The 24,149-nt window shown below is 45.0% G+C and carries 22 protein-coding genes; 10 read left to right on the forward strand and 12 right to left on the reverse strand.

Going from position 1 to position 24,149, the window contains the following annotated elements; genetic code table 11:
- Positions 1 to 43: 43 nt before the first annotated feature.
- Positions 44 to 1,360: an RNA-guided endonuclease InsQ/TnpB family protein gene (locus tag QUA03_RS10925; RefSeq protein ID WP_445304844.1), complete on the reverse strand. Its 1,317-nt coding sequence runs from the start codon at positions 1,358 to 1,360 to the stop codon at positions 44 to 46.
- 343 nt (positions 1,361 to 1,703) lie between these two features.
- On the opposite strand from QUA03_RS10925, the gene ftsH3 reads away from it, so the two are divergent.
- Entirely contained in the window at positions 1,704 to 3,542 is a 1,839-nt protein-coding gene (gene ftsH3, locus QUA03_RS10930) for an ATP-dependent zinc metalloprotease FtsH3 (protein WP_006633639.1), read from the forward strand.
- Between the two features lie 338 nt (positions 3,543 to 3,880).
- On the opposite strand, the gene QUA03_RS10935 is transcribed toward ftsH3, so the two are convergent.
- On the reverse strand, positions 3,881 to 4,033 hold the full coding sequence (locus QUA03_RS10935) for a hypothetical protein (RefSeq protein WP_333211977.1): 153 nt from the start codon (positions 4,031 to 4,033) through the stop codon (positions 3,881 to 3,883).
- A gap of 363 nt (positions 4,034 to 4,396) precedes the next feature.
- On the opposite strand from QUA03_RS10935, the gene QUA03_RS10940 reads away from it, so the two are divergent.
- Entirely contained in the window at positions 4,397 to 5,035 is a 639-nt protein-coding gene (locus QUA03_RS10940) for a bifunctional 4-hydroxy-2-oxoglutarate aldolase/2-dehydro-3-deoxy-phosphogluconate aldolase (protein ID WP_333211979.1), read from the forward strand.
- Between the two features lie 101 nt (positions 5,036 to 5,136).
- The gene (locus QUA03_RS10945; protein WP_333211981.1) at positions 5,137 to 5,658 is read left to right on the forward strand and encodes a L,D-transpeptidase; all 522 of its coding nucleotides are present in this window, start codon (positions 5,137 to 5,139) and stop codon (positions 5,656 to 5,658) included.
- 188 nt (positions 5,659 to 5,846) lie between these two features.
- On the opposite strand, the gene QUA03_RS10950 is transcribed toward QUA03_RS10945, so the two are convergent.
- Both QUA03_RS10950 and QUA03_RS10955 read right to left on the reverse strand, forming a co-directional pair.
- On the reverse strand, positions 5,847 to 6,674 hold the full coding sequence (locus tag QUA03_RS10950; RefSeq protein ID WP_333211982.1) for a DUF1963 domain-containing protein: 828 nt from the start codon (positions 6,672 to 6,674) through the stop codon (positions 5,847 to 5,849).
- Positions 6,675 to 6,803: 129 nt separating this feature from the next.
- The gene (locus QUA03_RS10955; RefSeq protein ID WP_333211984.1) at positions 6,804 to 8,393 is read right to left on the reverse strand and encodes an Hsp70 family protein; all 1,590 of its coding nucleotides are present in this window, start codon (positions 8,391 to 8,393) and stop codon (positions 6,804 to 6,806) included.
- Between the two features lie 364 nt (positions 8,394 to 8,757).
- Here QUA03_RS10955 and QUA03_RS10960 point away from each other — a divergent pair, with 364 nt between their 5' ends.
- Entirely contained in the window at positions 8,758 to 9,447 is a 690-nt protein-coding gene (locus tag QUA03_RS10960; RefSeq protein WP_333211986.1) for a type II CAAX endopeptidase family protein, read from the forward strand.
- Between the two features lie 138 nt (positions 9,448 to 9,585).
- Here the strand turns inward: QUA03_RS10960 and QUA03_RS10965 are convergent, their stop codons facing one another.
- Complete coding sequence (locus QUA03_RS10965; protein WP_333211988.1) at positions 9,586 to 9,789, reverse strand: hypothetical protein; 204 nt, start codon at positions 9,787 to 9,789, stop codon at positions 9,586 to 9,588.
- 1,222 nt (positions 9,790 to 11,011) lie between these two features.
- Between QUA03_RS10965 and QUA03_RS10970 the strand changes: the two genes are divergently transcribed.
- The 5 genes from QUA03_RS10970 (at position 11,012) to QUA03_RS10990 (ending at position 17,093) form a co-directional block, all read left to right on the forward strand.
- Positions 11,012 to 12,163, forward strand: coding sequence for a glycosyltransferase family 4 protein (locus tag QUA03_RS10970; protein ID WP_333211989.1), 1,152 nt, complete (start codon positions 11,012 to 11,014; stop codon positions 12,161 to 12,163).
- Between the two features lie 445 nt (positions 12,164 to 12,608).
- Positions 12,609 to 13,733: a glycosyltransferase family 4 protein gene (locus QUA03_RS10975; RefSeq protein ID WP_333211991.1), complete on the forward strand. Its 1,125-nt coding sequence runs from the start codon at positions 12,609 to 12,611 to the stop codon at positions 13,731 to 13,733.
- Between the two features lie 105 nt (positions 13,734 to 13,838).
- Entirely contained in the window at positions 13,839 to 15,209 is a 1,371-nt protein-coding gene (locus QUA03_RS10980; protein WP_333169349.1) for an O-antigen ligase domain-containing protein, read from the forward strand.
- A 444-nt stretch (positions 15,210 to 15,653) separates the two neighbouring features.
- Positions 15,654 to 16,448 (forward strand): WecB/TagA/CpsF family glycosyltransferase, encoded by a 795-nt coding sequence (locus QUA03_RS10985; RefSeq protein WP_333169352.1) that lies wholly within the window; start codon positions 15,654 to 15,656, stop codon positions 16,446 to 16,448.
- Positions 16,449 to 16,649: 201 nt separating this feature from the next.
- A complete protein-coding gene (locus QUA03_RS10990; protein ID WP_333067855.1) occupies positions 16,650 to 17,093 on the forward strand; it encodes a DUF4079 domain-containing protein in 444 nt (147 codons plus the stop codon).
- Between the two features lie 92 nt (positions 17,094 to 17,185).
- Here the strand turns inward: QUA03_RS10990 and QUA03_RS10995 are convergent, their stop codons facing one another.
- Complete coding sequence (locus tag QUA03_RS10995; RefSeq protein WP_333169355.1) at positions 17,186 to 18,094, reverse strand: alpha/beta hydrolase; 909 nt, start codon at positions 18,092 to 18,094, stop codon at positions 17,186 to 17,188.
- 371 nt (positions 18,095 to 18,465) lie between these two features.
- Entirely contained in the window at positions 18,466 to 19,311 is an 846-nt protein-coding gene (ubiG, locus tag QUA03_RS11000) for a bifunctional 2-polyprenyl-6-hydroxyphenol methylase/3-demethylubiquinol 3-O-methyltransferase UbiG (RefSeq protein WP_333211993.1), read from the reverse strand.
- Between the two features lie 229 nt (positions 19,312 to 19,540).
- Here ubiG and QUA03_RS11005 point away from each other — a divergent pair, with 229 nt between their 5' ends.
- Positions 19,541 to 20,272: a TIGR04283 family arsenosugar biosynthesis glycosyltransferase gene (locus QUA03_RS11005; RefSeq protein WP_333211995.1), complete on the forward strand. Its 732-nt coding sequence runs from the start codon at positions 19,541 to 19,543 to the stop codon at positions 20,270 to 20,272.
- Positions 20,273 to 20,285: 13 nt separating this feature from the next.
- On the opposite strand, the gene QUA03_RS11010 is transcribed toward QUA03_RS11005, so the two are convergent.
- From QUA03_RS11010 to QUA03_RS11030, 5 genes are all read right to left on the reverse strand, one after another.
- The gene (locus tag QUA03_RS11010) at positions 20,286 to 21,338 is read right to left on the reverse strand and encodes an acyltransferase (RefSeq protein ID WP_333211997.1); all 1,053 of its coding nucleotides are present in this window, start codon (positions 21,336 to 21,338) and stop codon (positions 20,286 to 20,288) included.
- A gap of 238 nt (positions 21,339 to 21,576) precedes the next feature.
- Entirely contained in the window at positions 21,577 to 22,263 is a 687-nt protein-coding gene (locus QUA03_RS11015; protein ID WP_333081909.1) for a DivIVA domain-containing protein, read from the reverse strand.
- Positions 22,146 to 22,724, reverse strand: coding sequence for a pantetheine-phosphate adenylyltransferase (gene coaD / locus QUA03_RS11020; RefSeq protein WP_333211998.1), 579 nt, complete (start codon positions 22,722 to 22,724; stop codon positions 22,146 to 22,148). The genes QUA03_RS11015 and coaD overlap by 118 nt, the downstream gene beginning before the upstream one ends.
- A 160-nt stretch (positions 22,725 to 22,884) precedes the next feature.
- On the reverse strand, positions 22,885 to 23,712 hold the full coding sequence (locus tag QUA03_RS11025) for a M15 family metallopeptidase (RefSeq protein WP_333212000.1): 828 nt from the start codon (positions 23,710 to 23,712) through the stop codon (positions 22,885 to 22,887).
- 225 nt (positions 23,713 to 23,937) lie between these two features.
- Positions 23,938 to 24,120: a helix-turn-helix transcriptional regulator gene (locus QUA03_RS11030; RefSeq protein WP_333212016.1), complete on the reverse strand. Its 183-nt coding sequence runs from the start codon at positions 24,118 to 24,120 to the stop codon at positions 23,938 to 23,940.
- Between the last annotated feature and the right edge of the window lie 29 nt (positions 24,121 to 24,149).

The raw sequence follows: 24,149 nt of genomic DNA on the forward strand, positions 1-24,149 counted from the left end.
ATTGCGATCGGTGCATCTTAATTTATACTTGACATACCCCAGCCTAAAGGCATGGAGATTCTTTCTTCGCAGGGATTCCGACGAATTTACCCTCAGAAAGCATCTTGACCGTATGCCCTACGGCTGCAAGTCCTCTAATTAGAACTACTTGGGCTGCTGCAACGTCTCTGTCGGTTGTATAGCCGCAATTCAAGCATGAATGAGTACGTTCTGACAGCTCTTTTTTACCCGTTTCCGTTAGGCAGTTAGGGCAAGTCTGACTTGTCTTGTGGGCGCTTACCTTCTGAAAGTACACGCCATATTTCAAACAAGTTTGCTCTAGGATCGTGAAGAACTGACCCCAGCTTGCGTCTAAGCAATGTTTCCCTAGCATCGCCCTAGAGAGCCCAATCAGATTCAGATCCTCAACGAAAATCATTCCTACGTTTTGACAGATTTGATGAGATAATTTACGATGCCAATCTTTCCGACTGTTAGCAACGTACTCATGCTGTTTTGCGACTTTTTTTTGAGCTTTACGCCAATTGTTAGAACCTAGTTTTTTACTACAGACACGTTGTTGCAGCAATTTAAGCTTGCGTTCTGCGTCTTTAAAAAATCTTTGGCGCTTGACTAAAAGACCGTTAGAAGTTGCTATGAAATTAGTTAATCCAACATCAATTCCGATACCTTCACCGTGGGGCATTGGATTTGGCGCTGAAACGTCCCATTGTAGGGTTAACATCACGTACCAACCGCTAACCCTACGGACTATCCTTGCTTGCTTCATCGTTGCACCATCAGGGATAGTCCGTGATTGATGAAACTTAACCAAACCAATCTTAGGAAGCTTCACCGCTTGATTTTGGACGGGGTTAACCCCCAATTGTGGGAATACAAACGATCGCATTGTTCCTGCTTTCTTAAAGCGAGGGAAACCGTGCTTTTGTTCCCACATACTTACAAAAGCTTTTTCAAGTCTTTTCAGTGTCTGTTGTAGAACGTGTACCTGAACAGCAGCCAAAGCAGGTATGTTTGCCCTAGCCGTAGTTAAACTTTTGCACTGGCTGGCATAAGTTGGTCGTTTTGTTTCAGCTCCTATGATGAATTCAGATCGGATAGAGCAAGCGTTAATCTGACAACTACGAGACTTAAACCAGTCTTTACGTTCAGCTAATGCGTAGTTATACACGCGACGGCATTGTTCTAGCCAATCCTCAAAGATTGCTGTCTGTCCCGTTGTTGGTTTAAGTTTGAATTCGTAGGTTAAATTAAACATTTGCTCTATCCTCCTACCTGACTCTACCACAACCATGAGCGAACGTCGGGACGCTTTTTCAATAAAATAATTAAAGCCGGCCACTGAAGAAGGGGCTTGCACCCAAATTTCCGGTCACATTGTCGGTCTAAACAGAAGTTGCGTTTCAATGCCACGCGGTGCAAAGAGCGTGCAACTGCGAACAAGTTAATTTATCAGTCGATCGAGAGACAATCTATTGACAAATTCTGTCTTATAGTGTAGGCGAAAATTCAACGATTAAGACAGCACCCGCATCTCCTGACGACGCTCAGGGCAGTTCGGTTTCCACGACCTCACATCAGACCGCCGCAGCATGGCCGGGATTCCTCACCACACAAAAACAAGTTACAATTACGTTAAGATTGATGAACATAAATAAAAATTCCCAAATCACAGGGACTAAAAATTAGGAGGATCGACCTCGGTGAATAAACGGTGGAGAAACGCTGGCCTGTACGCACTGCTGGCTATTGTAGTCATTGCCTTAGCAACGGCTTTTTTTGACAAACAGCCCCCAAGCCGCGAAGTTTGGAAGTACAGTCAATTCATTCAGGAAGTCGAAGGCAAGAGAGTAGACAAAATAAATATCAGTTCCGATCGCAGCAAAGCCCTGGTCACAGCCCAGGACGGAAACAAGGTACTCGTTAACCTGCCGAACGACCCCGAACTGATCAACATCCTGACCAAAAATAACGTAGATATTTCAGTTCTGCCCCAAAGCGACGAAGGCTTCTGGGTAAAAGCCCTCAGCAGCCTGTTCTTCCCGATCTTGCTTTTGGTCGGACTGTTTTTCCTGGTGCGGCGCGCGCAAAACGGGCCCGGCAACCAAGCCATGAACTTCGGCAAATCCAAAGCTAGAGTCCAAATGGAGCCACAAACTCAGGTAACTTTCGGCGACGTGGCGGGCATCGAACAAGCCAAGCTAGAGCTCGCAGAAGTCGTGGACTTCCTGAAAAATGCAGACCGCTTCACCGCAGTCGGAGCAAAAATCCCCAAAGGCGTGCTGCTGGTCGGCCCTCCCGGAACTGGTAAAACCCTGCTGGCAAAAGCAGTGGCTGGAGAAGCAGGCGTTCCCTTCTTCTCGATTTCCGGTTCAGAATTTGTGGAAATGTTCGTGGGTGTCGGTGCTTCCCGCGTCCGTGACTTGTTTGAACAAGCTAAATCGAACGCTCCTTGTATCGTATTTATCGATGAAATTGACGCAGTAGGCCGCCAGCGGGGCGCTGGTTTGGGCGGTGGTAACGACGAACGGGAACAAACCCTGAACCAGTTGCTGACAGAAATGGACGGCTTTGAGGGCAATACTGGCATCATTTTGATTGCTGCCACAAACCGCCCCGACGTGCTCGATGCGGCGCTGCTGCGTCCGGGTCGCTTCGATCGCCAAGTTGTAGTCGATCGCCCCGACTTCGGAGGCCGCCTAGAAATTCTCAACGTTCACGCCCGCGGCAAAACTTTGTCCAAAGACGTGGACTTGGAAAAAATCGCCCGCCGGACACCCGGTTTCACAGGTGCGGATTTGTCCAACCTACTCAACGAAGCAGCAATTTTAGCCGCCCGTCGCAACTTGACCGAAGTCTCGATGGATGAAGTCAACGACGCGATCGACCGCGTGCTCGCTGGCCCGGAAAAGAAAGACCGCGTGATGAGCGAAAAGCGCAAAACTTTGGTAGCTTACCACGAAGCCGGTCACGCTTTAGTCGGCGCGCTGATGCCCGATTATGACCCGGTGCAGAAAATTAGCATTATCCCCCGCGGCCGCGCTGGCGGTTTGACTTGGTTCACACCCAGCGAAGATCGGATGGATTCTGGCTTGTATTCTCGGTCTTACTTGCAAAATCAAATGGCGGTAGCTTTGGGCGGCCGCATTGCTGAAGAAATTGTCTTCGGCGAAGAAGAAGTAACGACTGGGGCATCTAACGACTTGCAGCAAGTGGCAAGAGTAGCGCGGCAAATGGTGACTCGCTTCGGAATGAGCGATCGGCTAGGCCCTGTAGCTCTCGGTCGTCAACAAGGCAATATGTTCATGGGTCGCGATATTATGGCTGAACGCGATTTCTCGGAAGAAACCGCAGCGACGATCGACGATGAAGTGCGTTTGTTGGTAGAACAAGCTTACCGTCGCGCTAAAGATGTACTCGTCGGCAACCGCCACGTCCTTAATGCTTTGGCAGATATGCTAGTTGAAAAGGAAACTGTGGATGCGGATGAATTGCAAAATTTATTAGCTAATAGCGATGTGAAAATGGCGACGATCGCCTAATCAATTTTGGATTGTGGATTTTGGATTTTAGATGAAATCTAAAGTTTGAAATCAATAATTGGGGTGATTCTGGGATTGTCTGGAATCGCCCCGATTTTTTTATGAGCGCGATCGAGCGATTTTAGATTTTAAATTTTGGATTTTAGATTTAATCTAAAGAATAGCCAAGCAATCAGACATTCAACATACGCTTTCCCTCAAGCTGGGGCTTAAATTATTCCCAGGGAAATCTTCTTTCATCTTTTCTATATTCAATAATCCGACAGTCCTCAACATCCTCCCAGATATCGTCTGGGTACTGGAAGTCAAGCAGTAAGGCGATTTTTTAGCCTTAAGACTCAACTAATATCAAATCCGTTGGCATCGGAATTATTCATCTCTCTCTTCCCTTTCTCTGTATCCTCTGTTTCCTCTGCGGTTTCATCATTCCGATACAACAGGAATTGATATAAAAACAGAAAGTCTGTCGGTTCGCCGCATTCAGCCAGCACGTCAGCTCGGCGTTGCTTAATCAGGGTATGAAAAAATTAGTTGAAAATCCAGAAGCTTTATAGATACTGGTTTCTATGATTTGCATATTTACCCTTTCCTACCGTAAATCAGCAACGCCGTCAGCTCAAAAATCTATGTGGTTTTTGAGGTCAACAATTGCAGCGGTTTTGTTGCCTAGATTGTCCGTTAAAAATTGAACGTCGCACATATTGTAATTTGCCATATATCGAAGTTAGCAACCTGTATTAAAATTAGATGCGAGTCAGAATGATAGGAGTTTCAAATTTGGGATCTGCCCAATTTAAAATCCTTCGACTGAGCACGCTGAAATCTAAAATCTAAAATCTAAAATCTAAAATTGTATGAATCATCAATTTTGGCTGACACTACTAAAAAAACACCGCGCGATCGCAGTTATCCGCTCCTCCGAAAAAGAACTCGCTTCCCAGATGGCAAAAGCGGTAGCAGCAGGAGGAATCCAGTTTATTGAAATCACTTGGAACACGCACAAAGCTGCTGAATTAATTGCCAAACTCCGGTCAGAATTTCCTACTTTGAGTATTGGTACCGGCACTTTATTAAACTTAAAAGAGTTGCAACAAGCAATAGACTGCGGCGCTCAATTTCTGTTTACTCCGCACACCGATTTAGCGATGATTAAAACAGCAGTTGACGCCGGAGTGCCGATCGTCCCCGGTGCTTTTTCTCCCACGGAAATTGTGACGGCGTGGCAAGCAGGCGCTACCTGCGTTAAAGTATTTCCGATATCGGCTTTGGGAGGCGCGGCTTACCTGAAAAGCCTGCAAGGCCCCCTGGGAAACATTCCTTTAATTCCCACTGGCGGGGTGACGCTGGAAAATGCCAAAGTATTTATTGACGCCGGGGCGATCGCCGTGGGTTTAGCCGGAGACTTATTTCCTAAACACTTAGTGGAAAATCGCGATTGGCGGGCGATCGTCCAAATTGCCCGAACTCTCGCCCAAAACTTAACAACTTGTTAAGTCCACTTTCCCAATCCAACATTTCAAATCTAAAATCTAAAATAGGACAAGCCAATCTAAAATCTAAAACCTAAAATCTAAAATAGTACGAGGTGTGAGAAATGAACAGGATTATTAACTCAACTTACTTCCGTCGCGCTGGAACTTTCTGTGCCGGCTTCGCCCTCACTTTTGCTACATTCTGCGGCGGTTCAATGACCGCATTTGCCAGCGAACAGCACAACATAATTGCCAATAAAATTATGCTGTTGCAGCAATCCAGCGAACGCTGGATAGAAATAGATTTGTCAAGACAAAGGTTAATAGCTTGGGAAGGAAATACACCCGTTTACGCCGTGATTATTTCCAGCGGCAAATCATCGACTCCCACCCGCACGGGAACCTTTGCCGTTGAAACCAAACACCGCGTTACTAGAATGACTGGGCCGGACTACGACGTACCCGACGTTCCCTATACAATGTATTACGACGGAGGCATGGCAATTCACGGCGCTTACTGGCACAATTTGTTTGGCAATCCCGTTACTCACGGCTGCACAAATGTAGCTGTCAATCACGCTAAATGGCTATTTGAATGGGCCTCGGTGGGAACACCCGTGGTTGTGCACAAATCTCAGGTTTAGGGAATTGGGAATTGGGCATCGGGCATCGGGCATAGTCGAACATTATTAGAACTTATGCACCGATGGTCAGAAACCGGGTTTTTTTGGGAAATACTGCGTTACAGCCGTAGATTCGGTCAAAAACCCGGTTTATTCGATCGGAGTTCATCAGTTCTGGTTTTTTTAGCTTGCTTACTTCATTACTGCCTTCAAGCACAATCCCAATTATATAAAACCTCACTAAAATCTAATTCTCTGAGTGCTGATTCATCAATAAAAAAGTTACCTACACCAGTGTCTCCCCACATGATATCTACTGTCTCATTGCAATCGGTATCCATTTGCAATAGAAGAATGTCTAGCTTTTGTTTTTGCTCAGATGTATTACTATATTTTCTTACGTCCTCTTGTGTAAAATCAGGATAACCACCTATTTTATGACCAACGGGTTGTGATATTTCTAGGTACTCATCCTCTATTTCAGAGTTCATAAATAACTCTTCAATTTCCGATCCTAAAAGTTCGGTAAATTGGTAGTCATTTGTACTAATCGGCGCATATTTTTTAGTAAATTGCAAGCCGTAACAGCCCTGAACAGGAAAATATTCTGGTTCCGGCAAAAAATCATAATTGGTAATGATGTTTTCAACTTTGAAGTCGGGCTGAGGAAAATAGATTATTTTGAATTGGTCTTCGATTGTATGATTATCTGCATTGGCAGAATTGTCCAAATTTAAACCATATAGGTCATCGTCAGCTATATAGAACTGTAAGATACCCCGATCGGGAAAACCATCTAAAGGCGGTATTTCATCAAAGTTGAGTTGCGCTAGCAAAAATAAATATTTACCGTCACAAGTTTTGGGATATTCAAAGCCTTTAGGTAAATAGGGCAATCCCCCAAATTTACTCTGCCACCAATTAACGTCATCATTATTCTGGGTTTGAATTTCGATGTAAGGTTTAATGGTAGCTTCGATTCTGTCGCGATACTTTTCTAGTTCTGGAGAGAGTGGACATTCTAGTTTGTAGTTCATCTGCTTTTAATAATTTTAGTTTTGGACACACTCCATCAAAGAAACCGGGTTTTTCACTTAATCGGCGGGCTGCAACGAAGGATTTTCGTAAAAAACCCGGTTTCTGAGCTCCTATGCGTTCAGGAATGCTTAACTTAGCTGCACCACGGGTTTATCCTCTAACAAAGTTTCATTTGTCAGCAAATCTTCCACCGTAATGCGTAAAAAGCGCTGTTCGTCAACGCGGAACAAAACTTTTATGCGATCGCTCCCCGGATACCCAGGCGGCGTCAATTGAGCGATGCTGCGTGCACCTTCTTTATCATTTAAGGGCTGTACCGATGTTTGACCCGCGAGTTGGCGAGTAATTAGCCTGTCGCCGTCAAAATATATCTCCGTGCCACCAGTTTCCGCTCCCAATTCGCCGATAATTAATTCTATACTTGGCTGACTTTCTAAAGAAGCTCCCAAGACTAATTCTACGGGTTCGCTCATCGGATAAGATTGGCCGGATTTGATTAAACTGTGCCAACTGTGGCAATTGTCGCGGCGGTTCCAGTAGCGAATGCCGTAACTGTGATAGAGAAAATCTTTGATTTCTATGCCTTGACTCAGTTGCAGAGCACCTTGGGCGATCGCCTCAAAGGGTTTGTCACAGCAAATTTTTGCCGGATCGAAATATTGCTGCACCCAACGCCCGACAGCGGGAATTTGTACAGTACCGCCAACTAGCAAAACTGCATCAATATCGCCAATTTCTAAGCCTTGGCGCCGCGCTTGCTGCAATACTTGATTTATGCAGTCGTCTAGTTTGTCAAAAAATTGATGTTCCGCGAGGATAGATTCAAAACGACTTCTGTCTAATTCTAATTCGTAACTCTCAAAATTTTCGTCATCAAAATAAACTTCAACTGCCTGATTTACTAAAGATAACTGAATCTTTAACCGTTCTGCTAATCTCGTTGTAATCGGAGATTTTGCCAGCCCTTTTGTTTTAACAAAATAGTCAACTAGCCAATTATCAATATCAGAACCGCCTAAATTTTGTCCGGCTTTAGCCAAAACCCGGGCAACTTTTGTTTTTTGCGCTGAAGATTCAGCTAATAACTTTTCGCCCCACTTAAGAATAAAACCGAGGGGCTTTTTGTCGGTGGAAGCGTCCAAACGCACTAAAGAAAGGTCTAGAGTTCCGCCGCCGAAATCAATTACTAACAGATTTTCGCGATCGGCTAAACCGTAACCCAAAGCAGCCGCCGTAGGTTCGTCCAACATTCGCACCTGTTCTACTTGCAGAGATTGTGACACTTTGCCCAACCAATGGCGGTAAGCTTCAAAACTATCTACAGGCACTGTAAAAATCAAAGAGTCGATCGGCAAAGGCAGTTCGCGAATTGAGTTCACAATTTGGCTTAAATACCACTCACCTACTTGTTCAAAAGTAATAAGTTGCCCGTCAAGTTCCGGCACAAAACCCTGAACAGAAGTGCCAATTCCCCGCTTAAAATTGCGAAAAAACCGAGAATCTCCACTCAAATCCAGGCCTTTGTCGCGGACTTGCTGACCGAGTATGACTTTACTTTGAGCAGCGTCCTCAACGTAGAGTAAACTGGGAATTAGGGGCGGATTTTGAGCCGAGATTGCCGACAACCCCGGTAATTTTAAAGTTTCGGGCTGCTGGAGGACTTGATTCCAGCGAGCGACGACGGTGTTGCTAGTTCCAAAGTCAATTGCGATCGTCATTCAGCCAAAATACACAGCTACTAGGGATTAGATTATAATATGGTATTTGGAGCGGCAAATGCAAATAGATTCTCAAATTGTGCTTGAATAAAGATTTTGTTACAACCGGAACAGCTTTCGCGGCCGAGTCTTCAATTTTGTGCAACTGCATATTTTTATTTGCAACAAATAAGCGCCACTTTTATAAGCGGCACAAAACTCCTCCCCTTTTAGATTTTATATTAAAACCTTGAGAATGACTAACTGCATAAGGGTTGGGAATTTGGGCATAAAGTTGCATTGTTTCTTGAAAATGGTATAATCTCTCCGCCGTCGCAATTTTTTACCTTTGGTATTAATCCAATTTTGTAATGAAGCGTGAAAAATGTTGGACATGGGCGATCGCAACTCAGCACTATTGGCTTTAACACTGCTTGTCCCTGCCGCTAGTATCGGTATCATAGCAGGCTTGTATATTGCCCCGGGAAGCTGGGGACAAACACTGTCTGTCTTGTGTCAAGTTTGGTTGTTGGTTTTTCCGATCGCGTGGTCTGTTTTTGTCGATCGCAAAAAGCTCAGTTTATCCCTGCCCAAGCGCCAAGAATTGCTGGCTGGATCTATTTGGGGAATATTCATGTTTGCCGTAATTCTGGGTATCTATAGCCTTTTCGGTCAGCAGTGGATCGATCCTGTAGTTGCTAAAGAAAAATCGTACCAATTAGGTATTAGCAGCCCTACTATTTACTTGATTGTAGAAGCATATTTTGTGCTAGTTAACTCGCTGATTGAAGAATTTACTTGGCGGTGGTTTGTCTGCAACAAGTGCCAGATTCTCATACCGGGCCCAAAAGCAATATTTCTGAGTTCGCTATTTTTCACCCTCCACCACATTTTTGTAATAGCAGCTTACAGCGACTGGCAGGCTGTGCTATTAGGTTCATTAGCTGTCTTCGCCGCCGGGATAATTTGGTCGCACTCTTATGTGACTTACCGTTCGCTTTGGTCGAGTTATATCAGCCACGCGATCGCAGATTTAGCCCTAGCAACTATTGGTTGGGAAATTCTTTTTAACTAGCTGCTTTTTCAGCGACAATCGCAGGCAATTCTACAGTAAAAATTGACTTTTTGCCCAACTCACTCTCCAGATTAATCTCTCCCCCCATCATCCGGGCGGCGTGCCACTGCCGCGGGCGATAATGTACCCTGACAAATTTTAAAATTCGGCAAGGTATATGTGGCTATAGCTGCGGTTGATGCCAACTAGCAGCGACAAGTGTTTGCTGGCATTGATGCTGATTGTACTGAGCTCTTGACTGATGCTGTGCAATAATCGACCGTTCATATCTTCCCACCGGAAGATGCTTCTCGTTAAGGCATCTGATTTTAATTCTAGGTTGGGTTTTGCTGGCGATCGCATAATTTTAGCTGCATGAAAACTGGCCCACATACCGCTACAATCATCGGCGGCCGGGCCCCAACAGCACACCGATTGTCATCTGGAATTGCAAACTTAGGAAAAATGATCCCTTCATAACATGAAATTTTTTGTACGCGAAATCGCTTGATACATACCACGAAGTTGCTGCTACTGCTTAGGAGTCAAGGTTTGCACGATATAGGCGGCTCAACCTTGAGTATTCCTTTGATCTTTCTAGGATAATTTGATAATTTGTGTAAGAAGTTTTTTACGGTAATTACTTATACAGAACTTGGGCAGGGACGCTACATATACTTTGCCCCGAAGTGGCAGTCTCTTTTGGGAACTTTTTCATGCGATCGCCTTTTATTAACAAATTTAAAACTCAGGCAGCTAACTAAATTTATATCGGTAAAACTCTATCTTCTTTAGCACGATTGGGAAACCTATTTTGTCAAACAGTGGACGCATCAACCGGGTTTTTACACGAACATACGACAAGTGAGGGCTAGGGATATCGCTTGAAAAACAGGGTTTCTCCCCTCATTCGCGCGTTCACAACGGTGATTCGCGCGATCGCGCCCCTGCTGGTATCTGAGAAAACCACCATCTCTGAATCTTGACCAAATAGGATATTGTATCAAGCAATACCGACAGCACAGTTACCAAAAAACCACAGCCACTGATTGTATTTAGCTCTGTTGGTTCAATGAGGCAATCAACATTCTCAAGGTAAGAATTCCCCTCTTGAATCGAGTATAAAATTTTGCCAAAAGCGGTGTCTATCTACTGCATATTGTTGTTAATGCTACCTTTATCCCCCACATTAAAAGTTGGCTGATATTCGGTTTACCGTACATCTCTGTCTGTTTAATCGTAAATGATGTTATCTTTAACAGAGGGTGTTGTCTAGCTTGGTGTTTGTCGCGAACAAAGCTCCTATTTGATGAGGAATCTATCTTCAGGAGGAACTTTCGCTGACCTGAAAATTATCCCTCTAGGAACTGTTTCGCGATCAAATAAATCCTTATCATCAATGCAATGACAGTGATATTTTGGCAGATAGATGTTGGGGTGTTGCGAACAGTCGATCAGTTGGATTCTATGTAAACACCAGGAAAGCGGTAATTAATATTCACCCGCCCCTCTTTCCTTTTGGGCTCTAATATCAGCGCTGCTAGCAGCGCCGAGAGCGAGTTAAAGTCGTCAGCGGGACTTAAAAATGAAAATCACCTTTGTTCTTCCTACTCTGTCTCTGACTGGTGGAATACGAGTAATATCTATTTTCGCAGAACTTTTGAGAAAGCGAGGACACTCCGTGTTCGTCATCTCTGTACCCAGTGCCCAGCCGAGTATGCGCCAGCAAGTCAAGTCGCTGCTGCGAGGACGGGGTTGGATTTCCCCACCTGAAAATGAACCCTCATTTTTCGATAACTTAGGTGTAGAACACAAAATTACCGATCGCTACCGCCCCGTAGAAGACAAAGATGTACCTGACGCTGACGTAGTAGTTGCCACCTGGTGGGAAACCGCCGAGTGGGTAGCCAAACTCTCTCCTAGCAAAGGAGCAAAAGCTTATTTTATCCAGCACCACGAAATTTTTGACTATCTACCTCAAGGAAGAGTAGAAGCAACTTGGATGCTGCCCATGCACAAAATTACGATCTCTGAGTGGTTAGTTGAGCTAGCTCGGACTAAATATGGCGATGACCAAGTTTCCTTAGCTCCTCCTAGCGTGGACACCAAACAATTTTACGCCTGTCCTCGCAACAAACAATCGGTTCCTACAGTTGGCCTAATGTACTCTACAATCTACTGGAAAGGAACCGACATCGCCCTCAAAGCTTTTTCCCTAGCAGCCGAAAAGATCCCCAACTTGCGTCTGGTTGCCTTCGGTGTAGATGCCCCATCCTCGGAATTGCCCCTACCGGCCAATGCCGAGTATGTAATTCAACCCGACCAAGACAAAATCAAAGACTATTACAGCAAATGCGATGCATGGCTGCTGGCGAGCAGATCAGAAGGCTTCGGCTTGCCAATTATCGAAGCGATGGCGTGCCGCACTCCCGTCATCAGTACCCCAGCAGGTGCTGCTCCTGAAATTTTGAGCGGCGGTACTGGCATACTTGTAAGACCAGAAGATCCCCAAGAAATGGCAAAAGCCATAGAGTCTATCTGTCAGTTGCCAAATTCCAAGTGGCAAGCCATGTCTGAAGCCGCCTATGCCAAGGTAAACAATTATACTTGGGAAGATGCCACGGATCATTTTGAAGCGGCATTGGAAGTTGCTGTAGACAAATCTAAAAACCGCGAGGTTAACATAGATTGCTTTTCTCCCTACTATGCGGACAAAAAAATTCTGGTTGAATGCTAAGTGCCGCGCTGCCATTTGAAATTCGGCGCTACGGGCGTTTTCGGCGCCGGATTCTGGGGAGAAACTCAATATCGTTTGGTGGGGTACTTCTGCTACAAATAAAATCGCCTGTGTCCTGTTTTCTACGCAGCAGTCTCGACACGAATTCTGACCGCAGCGACGACGGAATACAGGTTATAAATTGATCTGCCAAAATCTTAACTAGAGGGCAACGGAGGTTTTAAGGCTGGCTCCGTTACCGGTTAAACTTGTCTTGTCATCAAACATCTCCCGATTTGTAATTGGGAAAAGTCCCTGACGACAAAGTTAAGATCGGCTCGACTATCGAGTTACGATCGCCTCCAGCACAGATCCGCACCCCGCAAAAAAGCCAAAAATAGGCTGGTAAGTGCGAACTTGCTGTTATGGAGGAGTTTTAACCAGTATCAATCTTCAGCATCTATTCATGAAAATTACTTTTGTCCTTCCTACCCTGAGCCTTACAGGTGGTATGAGGGTGTTATCTATCTACACAGAACTGCTGCAAAAGCGAGGACACAAAATATTTATCGTGTCTATGCCCGTGCCGCAACCAACTTTGCTCCAACAATTGCGATCACTGCTGAGGGGTAGGGGTTGGCTGTCCGCTTCCCAGACACAAAAGTCTCACTTTGACAAAGTGGATGTCGAAAGTCGAGTTCTCGAAACCAACCGTCCAATTACCGACCTGGACGTGCCTGATGCCGATATTATCATGGCTACTTGGTGGGAAACTGCTGAGTGGGTGGCAAAACTCTCTCCCAGCAAAGGAGCGAAAGTATATTTTCTCCAACATTATGAGGCTTTTGACTACGTACCAAAAGGTCGAGTAGAGGCAACTTGGCGGCTGCCGATGCACAAAATCGCTGTGGCCCAGTGGCTGGCCGACATAGCTCGGAATGAATACGGCGATTTGTCTGTATCTCTCGTCCCTCCTACGGTGGACACCAAACAGTTTTACGACCCCCAGTCGCGAGCGAAGCAGCCACGAGGCAAGCAATTAGTTCCTACAGTCGGAATGTACTATACTACAACTCCTTGGAAAGGCTGCGATATTGCCCTGAAAGCTTTGTCTATAGCTGCTAAAAAAATTCCTAACCTTCGTTTAGTTGCATTTAGTTCCGGCGACGATAGTCCTCTTCCCCATTTGATGCCAGAGGATACTGAGTATAATAAGGAACCTACTCAAGACCAACTAAAAGAATTTTACAGCAAATGCGATGCTTGGCTGTTTTCCAGCAGATCCGAAGGCTTCGGCTTGCCAATTTTAGAAGCTATGGCTTGTGGCACTCCAGTCATCGGCACTCCTGCTGGTGCGGCTCCGGAACTACTTGCTGGCGGGGGTGGCATACTTGTCAAGCCAGAAGACCCAGAGGATATGGCAAAAGCGATCGAGCAGATTTGTCAGTTGCCTGATGCCGAATGGCGCGCAATGTCCGAGGCAGCTTTGGATACGGTAATAAATTATACTTGGGAGGATGCAACTAATCTCTTCGAGGCGGCACTGTACACTGCTTTGGAACGTCAGGCACAATTAACGAACAAGATGTAAAATTGAGGTTGATTTAAAAGAGTGGGGTTGGGCGATCGTTTAATCGAGAATTTTTATCGGGCAATTTGAGTTTTCTTTCTACAATTTTACTGCCAAAAAAGACCTATGGTTGCATTGATCCCACTGGCTATGTTCGGCTTTATTCCAGTCGTTTGTTACCTGTTTATAAGGTTTCCGGCTCAGCGGGCGGTAATTATAAGTTTTGTAGTAGCGTGGCTTTTTTTACCGCAAGCTTCTTATCCCATCCCCTCATTGCCACCGTATACCAAAATCTCTGCAGCTTGCTACGGGATTTTGCTGGGGACTCTTATCTACGATACTGCGCGCCTCACCTCTTTTAAGCCCGGTTGGCTGGACGTGCCAATGGTAATTTACTGTTTGTGTCCAATTATTTCACAAGTTAGTAATGGTGGCAGCCCGATTTCTCCGACTATCAACCAAATCGTTACTTGGGGTCTGCCTTATTTTTTAGGACGCTTGTATGTGGGTAGTTTAGACGGGCTGCGACAATTAGCGATCGGCATTTTTGCAGGTGGGTTAGCCTACATTCCTTTTACTTTAATTGAAGGGGTTAGGGGCCCAATTCTGCACCAAATGATTTACGGCGTCAATGCCTTTGAGGACTGGGGTCAAGCAAGGCGTTTGGGGGGGTGGAGACCAGTAGTGTTTATGCAGCACGGTTTGATGGTGGGCCTGTGGATGATGACAGCCGCCTTAATTGCTGTTTGGCTGTGGCAAACTGGGACGCTCAAAAAGTTTATGGGCCGTAACATCAAGACTTTAGCAATTATATTAACTATAGCTTTTTTCCTGTGCCGTTCTACTGGCGCCTACAGTTTATTTGGAATGGCGTTGCTCGTATTATTCTCTGCCAAGATTTTTCGCACCTCTTTGCCCTTGCTCTTGATAATTGGATATATAGTGTTTTATCTGTACATAGCTGCATCGGGTCAATTTTCGAGCCAAGACGTGGTTGCATTCATTACTCAAATATTTGGCGAAGAACGAGCCGCCTCTTTGAAGTTTAGATTTGACAATGAAGAGATATTGGGGGAAAAGGCGCGGCAAAGATTTATGTTTGGCTGGGGAGATTCCGGCGGAAACCGCGTGTATAACGAGTACGGTGATGATATCTCGGTCACCGACAGCTTATGGATTATTGCATTTGGCATCAACGGTGCAGTCGGTTTAGTTAGTTTATTTTCTTCAATGTTACTTCCTGTTATCGTCTTTTGCTTGTTCAAATATCCCGCCAGAACCTGGTCTAATCCCAAAGTAGCCCCTGCTGCCGCCCTGGGAGTAGCCTTAAGTATGTACGTGTTTGACTGTGTTTTGAATGCTATGACTAACCCGATTTTTGCGCTGATTGCTGGAGGAATATCGGGTCTCGTCTTAAAAGCTCCAGAAAGTCTTAAGGCAAAGAAAACCAGTTCGCCACCAAGAAGACAGGCGCTGGTTCACCAAAAATCCGGATGATTTTCCTGAAGGCGATCGCTGCTTCACTGCAAGCTTGACACTAGGTTGCCTTCCCTGGAGACAAAAACTAAAAAATCTACCACTTTTGGATGAAATCCAGTTCAGAAGTTGCCAGATATTTTTCACTAGGTTAAACTTTTAATCTCATAAACTCTTTTTTTTACATTCATATGCCATGCTTCAACAAGTATTAGCACTGGATGGCTGTTTACTTGAAACTGTGTTGGGACTTATAAACTTCAAAATTGGCTTTATACACTTTTTCTAAAACGAGCTGATTCTTTACATAATCTTTAAAAATCCTGACTAGACAGGTAGGGTCTAGGAGGATATACTGAGAAAAGTATGTTCAATGAAGCGCCCAAGCAGTGAAAACACGAAACTGTATTGCGGGTTATAATAGTTTGAGTTGTAGTTTAATATAAAGCAGGAAGGGAATAATAAATGAAAACAGTTAATTTATTGAATGTCTCGATAGATAACTTCTCAATAACAGAGTTGTTTGAAAAACTCGACTCCGAAGGCGGTGTTGTATTTACGCCAAATGTAGACCACTTGATTAAGTTGCAGTATGACCGCGACTTCTATGAAGCTTACAATAAATCTAGTTATAGAGTCTGCGACAGTCAAATATTGATGTATGCCTCGAAGTTTTTGGGTACTCCTCTCAAAGAAAAAATTTCAGGTTCGGATTTGTTTCCTGCCTTTTATATGTATCACAAAGATAACGATAAAATTAAAATATTTTTGCTAGGAGCGGCTGAAGGTATTGCTAAGAAAGCCCAGGAAAAAATTAACCAAAAAATTGGTAGAGAAATAGTGGTTGAAGCACTTTCTCCTTCTTTTGGCTTTGAAAAAAACGAGGAAGAATGTGAAACAATAATTGACGCGATTAATAAATCAGGAGCGACTGTTCTCGCTATAGGAGTGGGAGCGCCCAAGCAAGAGAAGTGGCTGGTTAAATACAGGAGCAAATTAACACACGTCAAAATTTTCTTAGCCGTAGGTGCAACCATTGATTTTGAAGCTGGTTGCAAAGCCAGAGCTCCCAAATGGATGAGCGAAGTCGGCATAGAATGGGCGTACCGACTGTTAAGTGAACCGAGAAGGTTGTGGAAAAGATATTTGATTGAAGGTCTGCCTTTTTTCCGGTTAATCTTAGAACAAAAATTAGGGTTTTATAAAATGCCTTTCATGGAGAGCAAAACCAGCCAGCTAGAATGGAAAGGTGGCTCCTAAAAAGGTGAGCGACCAATCTCTAGCATAAATTAAGCTGAGTGTCGGAGAAAGTGGGTTTGACTTTAAGGTAAGACTGATGCAATCTGTGGATAGTCCGAGCGCACATCTCACTTGATCTCAAAATAATTCATTTTTGCTTTCAAGTCCAGGTAAAATCGGAAAGAAACCTTTTGTGGAAAATCCTAATTAGGGATGCAACCGATGAATCTGCCTTCTTTCTTGTGGTTGTGGAAAATAGCGGCTTGGTCAATGGGTGTTTCCCTGTTGGCTTACTTGTTGCTGGCCGTTACTGGAACGTGGATGTTTGCCGCTAGGAGTACCAAACAACCGCGCCCAAAATGGCTGCGTCCCTTTCATTTAGCCACTGGTGCGGGAATGGCAACTTTGGTAATTTTACTGCTGGGAATTGGTGTAGTCGGTACGCTAGGATACTACGGCAATTTGGGTCACTCGGCTCATTTACCGGCGGGGTTAGCTGTTGTGGCTTTGGTGTTGGTTTCTGTTGGAAGCGGGCTGCAAATTGGCCCTAAACATCCTTGGGCCCGCCCCCTCCACATCGGCACTAATTTGGCCTTGTTTGGGGGATTTGTGACTGTGTTGCTCACAGGATGGACGATCGTACAAAAGTATTTGCCGAAAGTTTGAAACCTGTCTATTTGACCTCAAACTATACCAAATATCCAAGGGAAAACATATATATAACATATATATAAGGTGCGCCGCAGCGCACCCTAGGTTTAATTTTTTTGCGTGAGTCCGCTTTTTGTGATGAATTCTAAAATATGTTGCGCGGTAATCTGTGGCTTTTCTAAGTGGGGAACGTGCCCGCAGTCGGGTATCCAAATTAGTTGAGAATTTGCGATCGCCCTTGCAAACTTTTCCGCATCCGCCGTCCCCAAAATCCGGTCTTGTTTTCCCCACAAAATCAGCGCCTGCTGCTGAATTTGCGATAATTTTTCCCCAAAACCACCGTAACCTCCGCTTTTGGTAAACGCAATTAAAGCTTGATTCCAGTTGGGCATTTCCAAGTGCAAAGCAGCACAAGTTTGAGCGTCTTGAGAAGCCAAATTTTTATCGAAATAAGCATTGACGCTAATTCGCTGGCGAATTTTGGGATTGCGTAAAAATGAAGTTGCCAGATACCCTAAAGGAGGAATTAAAAACTTTCCCTTATTAGAACTGATGGCAAAACCTGCGCTATCTATTAACACTAATTGTTTTACAGCTTCTGGATAATTGAGAGTGAAATCAATTGCTGCTGCACCTCCCATTGAAGCACCGACTAAGATTACAGGCTGCGAAATTAGCGTTTTCCAAAAATAATAAAGGTGACTTTCAATTGCCCTCGCGCTGAATGCCAAGCCTGCCGCTCTTTCTGTAAACCCGAAACCCAACAAATCAACCGCCCAAGTTTCATTTTCGGCAGCTAGCAGCGGCAACAGGCGGCGGAATTCAAACAAGGAACTGTCGAAGCCGTGAATTAGCAAAATTGGTGTGTTGCCACTGCCTTGGCGCACGTAGGTTGTGGCAATTGGTCGAGAAGATAGGGGAGTTGTAATTGCTGCTTGTTGAATGCTTTGGGCTAAGGCAATTGAGGTAGATTCTGTAAGTTGTGCGATCGATTTTGGCAGAAAACTTGCTGGCATAATTCTTGATAAATTGTGAATCGGTAGGGGCGATGCCACTATGTCCGCCCTAACATTTAAGTATATATGCTTGCTCGATCGCTATTTGAGGAGTTGGGGCGAGTCATGAAAATTCGATCGATACTCAGTATCCCTGAGCCCAGACTTAGGTTTGTCGTGCGCTCGCCAATATAGCAATTCTCAATTGCCCGCAATACAGTAAGGATACGGCGCCGTGCCTACGGAATATGTGTATTGCACTCAACAGGATAAGGTGTACCGCTGCGTGCTTACCCTAAAAAATGTAATAGAGGCGGGGTTTAGCCGGATTTGTCAATCGCAAAAACCAGTCTAAAACCCGCCCCTAATGACAAGAGTCACCAATTAACCGACTAATTCTTCGCCCCTACGCCCACATACATAATCGACGTATCCTCATTAATTTTGATTTTAAACAAGCCCGACTTTTTGTAATCAAAATAGTTAGCGATATTAGAGATTAGCACTTGAGAAACTTGTTGGAAACTTTCCCCCGAAGGAAATAGCTGCTTTCCACTTGTAAGATTCCCCCAAAAACCGTGCATCTGGGCTAAAATAGCGCCCATTTCTCCAAACATATCAAAACCTTTAATTTCAATCTTGCCGAAACCCGTATCGCGCATTACAACAGACAGTTCATCCGGGGTAATAAATTTTTCCCAATCGTGAACGCCCCGCCTAATCTCCTGCAAAATATTTTCCATCAGCCCAATCATCACAACTTGCGAGGAAAAAGTTCGGTTGATTGTATCAAAAAAGAACAGTCCCCCAGGCTTAAGAATCCTGTGAACCTCAGACACAACTTTTTTGTAATCGGCCACATGTTCCAAAACATCCACGCAGATTACAACATCAAAGGTATTGTCTTCGTAGGGCATATTTTCGGCAAAACCTTGCCTGTAGTTAATCTCGAAACCGCTGGTAAATGCGTGATTTTGAGCTGCTACAATACATTTTTGCGATCGATCTATTCCAGAAACAATAGCACCTCTCTCGGCCATAAACTCGCAAGAAAAGCCACCGCCGCACCCGACATCTAAGGTTTTCAGCCCTTGCCAATTAGTCGCATGTCTGTCGAAAAACTCAAATCTGGGTTTATTTAGATGGTATAAGGCATAAATTTTAGCATTTTCGTCCCACCAATTATCGGCATTTTCCTCATAAAATTCTAAATCATTTTTTACTTCTGTTTTCTGCACGATTTTCTCTGTCCTGATTAGTGGAAAATATAGAGGGCGATTGCACTTTTGCGTGATTTTATAGGAATGACGCCCAAAAAACCAATTTCTGTAGAAAATCGGATGTTTCGTGACGAGTTCACAGGCAGATACCGGGTTTTTGAATCTGTAGGCGTAAGTTCTATTTTCTCGTGAATTGTGAATCGCCACAGTTGTTTATTATAATATCTTTGGCATAAATTTCAACCAGATGGATCGCGTTTCTATTATCATCCCAGCCCTCAACGAAGCGACTTGTCTGGAACGCACCCTCCGCCAACTCAGCATCCTTAATCCTCCCGCTTGGGAAGTGTTGGTGGTAGACGGTGGCAGTCAAGACGAAACAGTGGCGATCGCACTTTCCGCCGCCACGCGCGTTATTTCTAGCAGTATAGCCGGACGTTCCGTGCAAATGAACTTAGGTGCTCAAGTCGCCACCGGTGAAATTCTGTGCTTTCTCCACGCCGATACTTTAGTTCCCGACGACATTGTAGCAGTCATCCAGAAAACATTGTCCGATGCCGAAATTGCCGGCGGCGGGTTTATCTCCATGATGGCTGGTTCGCAGCAAACAAGATGGGGTTTTTCCCTCCACAATTACCTAAAAACTTATTACGCGCCGCTGTTATTTCGACCTCATTTATTTTTCAAAGGATTGCGCTTGCTGTTTGGCGACCAAGTTATTTTTTGCCGCCGTACCGATTTTTGGGAATGCGCTGGTTTCGATGCCGCGCTGCCAATTATGGAGGAAGCGGATTTGTGTTTGAAGTTAGTGCGACGGGGAAGACTTAAGTTAGTCAATCGGGTAGTGGAAAGTAGCGACCGTCGAGTTGCAACTTGGGGCGAATTTAAAGCTATTGCGATCTATCTTTCGATTGGTTTTTTGTGGGGTTTTGGCGTTTCCCCAAGGTATCTCAAGCAGTTTTATGAAGACATCCGCTGAACACAAAACCCGCTTAAATTCCAAGAATGTATTGGTTGTATTTTGGCGGCAAAACTTTCTGCAACAGGTAAATAATCGCCCAACAACCTAACAAAGTCCCAGTAACTAAAAAGCCGAGCTTCAGTAGCGGATTTACCGGGTCAATAAACTTATAAAACACTAACAAGACATATTTCACTACTGTCGAATCCAGCAGATATATAGGGAATGAGTAAGCAGCCAATATTTTGACTAACCCAGACACTCTACTGGGAAGTGCAATATTCTTAGAAAATGCGAGGATCGACAATACGAACAAAATTGCGTATCCTTGAGCAGATAGTTTAAAAAACGATCGGAGAAACCATGCCTCCGAATTAACTCCACTTTTTAGGTAAAATTCCCAAATGCTAGCTAGATAAAAAAGGATGGTGGCCCCTAAAATTGGCATTTTCATTCCTTCGAGAACGGGTTGAATTCTGTCATAGGAGCTGCCCAAAAATAGACCAGTTGAAAATGGCAAAATCCAACTGAAAATCCAGCGCTCCATCAAAGGTAGAGGTATTGATATGTATTGGAAAGCGGTTAAGTAGAAGAAGATTGTAAAAATTGTTTGAATTGTTAAGCCCAAAGCCAAAATTTTTCTGGGTTCTAAAAATCTTAATTTCACGAGAAGCCACCACCAGCCGTAGCATTGAACAATCACAACGATGAAGTAATAGGGAGGCATCACTGAACCCGTCAAGATATCTCTGAGTAATGAAAGTAAGTCAAATTTTTGGATTTCTCCCAAATTATTTAAGATGTACAAAGCTACTGACCAAAACAGATAAGGGGGTATAATTTTTGACAGTCTTTTTTTGACTACCAGTGCGGGATTATTTTGATTTTCCAGTTTGTTGCTAAGAAAAAAACCGCTCAACAGTAAAAATGCAGGTACGCAAAATAGTTGAAATGTATCGATCGCCACAAATAAAATTCTGCGATCGCGAAATGTAAAGAACCCAGCATGAGTAATCACCACACTGACGATTGCTAAAGCTCGGATCAAATCAAATTCAGCGAACCGATTAGAAACTTTTTGCATGGTAAAAATTAGATTGTAAAAATTGGAACCCAATTAAGAATTTTTTGTCTGATTAGTTTTCACCAAACTCTAGCATGAAATTTTATATCTGCTCCTATCTTCACAAAACTTAGGCCGGCAAAAATAAGTCACCGACTGCTGGGACTGAGGAATAAAGACTATAGAGACTATTGCGAAAAAAAATCTACCTAAATTAGGTAGACTTTTAGAAATGTTCAAGCAATGAGTTCACTGTTGGCTAACCGTTGCTGTGATGGATGTGCGACGCAGAAACACTATCCAACTGATCGCGCCCGTTGCGGATCACGCGCAGCATATCGCTCAACTTGTGCTCGATATTATCGAGAACTTGGTCGGCATAATCATCAGCTCCGTTCTGAATTTCCTCGCATTCAGCCATCGCCCTGACTCTCATCTCTTCCAATTCTTCTTGAGCCTGGTAGCGAATTTGTTCGACTTCCGCCAGCGTCGCCTGCTGAATTGCCTCGCAGTCGAGCAAAACTTGCTGTCGCAACTGATCTGCCTCTATCTTCGCCTGCTGGAGCAAGCCCATATCGTTTAAAATTTCTGCTGCTCGCTGTTCTGCTGCTTCTATCACTTCCTGAGCGTAAAGTTCCGCTTCTTGAAGCAAGTCGTCCTTGTGCCGGATGATCGTCTCGGCTTCCTGAAAGGCGATCGGCAAATTTAACCTCACCAAGTCTAACTGATCGAGCAACTGTTCTTCATCCACCAGAGTGCGTCTGGTCATGGGAATTCGCGGACTGTCGAGAACAATTTCCTCAAGCCGATTCAATTCCCGCTGGATGTCTACTCCTGCGGTTCGGGTGGGGTCTCCGAAGGTGGCTGTGTTCTGAGGTGATTCGTTCTCAGTGCCGCGTCCGGTAGTGTCGGGTTCGATGCGAGTTGGTTCCTGCTGGCGTAACATTTGTAAATATCTAGGGCGACGTGTTTCGGAACAAGATGATCTACGGAGCCACCAAACTTGGCTATTTCTTTAACTACACTACTACTTAAAAAGCTGTACTCGTTAGAAGTTGCCAAAAAAACTGTTTCAATTTCACCCAGAAGGGTTTTATTGGTGTGGGCCATCTGGAGTTCCATTTCAAAATCTGTTAATACCCGGAGCCCCCGCAGCAGCACTTTGGCTTGTCGAATCTTAGCATAGTTTACTGTCAAACCCTCAAAACTGTCTACTTCTACATTTTGCAAGTGTTGGGTAGAGCGCCGGATCTGCTCGATCCGTTCCTCTACGGTGAAGAGAGGCGTTTTGCTGGGGTTTCTGACGACGGTAACAATTACCCGGTCAAAAAGTTTAGATCCCCGCTCGATAATGTCTGCGTGACCGAAGGTAATGGGGTCAAAGCTGCCTGGATAGATTGCAATCACGAGTTTGGCTCAACGAAGTGGGGGGGAGTGGGGGAATGTGGCATAAGAGGAGAGAGAGCGGGGGAGTGGGAGAGTCTATTATCCTTGTATCCGTGTTAATCCGTGTAGTGCCTTCCTTCTGACAACTGTCAACTGTCAACTGTCAACTGTCAACTGACATCTACTTTTTCATGGAATGAGCTTTGTAGAAAGTTTCGAGGCTTTGCTTGTCGCCCACAAACCGCCAATGCCAAGGCTCGTAACTGACGCCTTGGCGATTGTTTTTGGGAAATGACATTTCAAAGCTGAAGGCGACGGCGTTGGCTTCTAACCACTTGAATGCTTGGGTATTTTCAAAACTGGGACTGAGGTTGTGTTCCGGGGCGGTGCCGTCGCCAATGTCGATCGCATAACCGGTGTGGTGTTCGCTGTAACCTGGAGGGGCGCTGACTTCGGCTCGCTTGCTGGCGTTTTGCCTGCGTTCGGCTTTCACGTCAAAAAATACGTGCTGTTGGTCTTGCAGGGAGCGAAAGCCGGAAATGGGAGCGAAGTAGATGCCTGATGCCGCTGCGGCGTTAACCATTTCCTGATATTTTGCTGCTGCTGAGGTGCGGAGTTTGACGCTACCGTCGGAGGTGACGCTTACCAAGTCTTTTGCTGGTGCTTCTGGGTATGGCAAGTGTCCCAGCAGGTTTTCTGGGATTGCGGGGACTTTTGGGGTGGTAGCTGGACTCGCGACAGACGGAGACGCGGAACTGGTGGGCGCTGAGTCTTGTTGAGTTTGCTCTGCCTGACTGGTGGCTGGGAACAAGTTAAAGTTGAGGTGCAGCCAGATGCTGACCCCAAAGGCTAAGGCGGCCAACCCTAGCAGTTTCCAAATCAGCCCTTTTTTCTTAGACTGACTCTGCCGTGCTTCTGGGTATGGGTGGTCTCGCACTGCTTCTGGAATTTCGTCGGCGACAAGCTCCGAGGCTTGCGGGGGTTTTCTTGACAGACTAGCGTTATCCAAGCCAGCTCCACTCCTGCACTTCAATAAGGCTCAACGTTACAAATTGTAGACCGATATGGGCGATCGGACAGCTACAATTGCCGCTGAGAGTATATCATCTCTTTCTGACCTCGCCCCGTCCCATCCGCCAACTCTCGCATTTGTTACTTGGGCCCACAGTCGATCGTTCCTGCGAGGTCGAACTGGTTGGCGCTGGTAGCGCTGGTTTATTTTAAGTGTAATTTGTTACTGTTCCACAAAATCGAACAATTCTGCGATCGACACATCAAACGTCCGCGCCAATTTTAGCAGAGCACCGATGTCAGCCATTGCCATACCGGGCGATCGGGCATAGCTTTTCAGCGTGCTGTAGTGAACGCCCGATCGAGTGGCAACCTCTGTCTGAGTCGAACCGTTCTCAGCAGCCAGCTCTCAAATCCGCAACCTCACCAATTCTA

Source organism: Microcoleus sp. S36b_A4 (assembly GCF_036700645.1).
Classification (GTDB): domain Bacteria; phylum Cyanobacteriota; class Cyanobacteriia; order Cyanobacteriales; family Microcoleaceae; genus Microcoleus.

What these genes read in the sequence shown, in the direction of transcription:
- QUA03_RS10940 (WP_333211979.1), top strand. Translation starts at nt 4,397, where the DNA reads ATGAATCATCAATTTTGGCTGACACTACTAAAAAAACACCGCGCGATC.
- QUA03_RS10945 (WP_333211981.1), top strand. Translation starts at nt 5,137, where the DNA reads ATGAACAGGATTATTAACTCAACTTACTTCCGTCGCGCTGGAACTTTC.
- QUA03_RS10950 (WP_333211982.1), bottom strand. Translation starts at nt 6,674, where the DNA reads ATGAACTACAAACTAGAATGTCCACTCTCTCCAGAACTAGAAAAGTAT.
- QUA03_RS10955 (WP_333211984.1), bottom strand. Translation starts at nt 8,393, where the DNA reads ATGACGATCGCAATTGACTTTGGAACTAGCAACACCGTCGTCGCTCGC.
- QUA03_RS10960 (WP_333211986.1), top strand. Translation starts at nt 8,758, where the DNA reads ATGTTGGACATGGGCGATCGCAACTCAGCACTATTGGCTTTAACACTG.
- QUA03_RS10965 (WP_333211988.1), bottom strand. Translation starts at nt 9,789, where the DNA reads ATGCGATCGCCAGCAAAACCCAACCTAGAATTAAAATCAGATGCCTTA.
- QUA03_RS10970 (WP_333211989.1), top strand. Translation starts at nt 11,012, where the DNA reads ATGAAAATCACCTTTGTTCTTCCTACTCTGTCTCTGACTGGTGGAATA.
- QUA03_RS10975 (WP_333211991.1), top strand. Translation starts at nt 12,609, where the DNA reads ATGAAAATTACTTTTGTCCTTCCTACCCTGAGCCTTACAGGTGGTATG.
- QUA03_RS10980 (WP_333169349.1), top strand. Translation starts at nt 13,839, where the DNA reads ATGGTTGCATTGATCCCACTGGCTATGTTCGGCTTTATTCCAGTCGTT.
- QUA03_RS10985 (WP_333169352.1), top strand. Translation starts at nt 15,654, where the DNA reads ATGAAAACAGTTAATTTATTGAATGTCTCGATAGATAACTTCTCAATA.
- QUA03_RS10990 (WP_333067855.1), top strand. Translation starts at nt 16,650, where the DNA reads ATGAATCTGCCTTCTTTCTTGTGGTTGTGGAAAATAGCGGCTTGGTCA.
- QUA03_RS10995 (WP_333169355.1), bottom strand. Translation starts at nt 18,094, where the DNA reads ATGCCAGCAAGTTTTCTGCCAAAATCGATCGCACAACTTACAGAATCT.
- QUA03_RS11005 (WP_333211995.1), top strand. Translation starts at nt 19,541, where the DNA reads ATGGATCGCGTTTCTATTATCATCCCAGCCCTCAACGAAGCGACTTGT.
- QUA03_RS11010 (WP_333211997.1), bottom strand. Translation starts at nt 21,338, where the DNA reads ATGCAAAAAGTTTCTAATCGGTTCGCTGAATTTGATTTGATCCGAGCT.
- QUA03_RS11015 (WP_333081909.1), bottom strand. Translation starts at nt 22,263, where the DNA reads ATGTTACGCCAGCAGGAACCAACTCGCATCGAACCCGACACTACCGGA.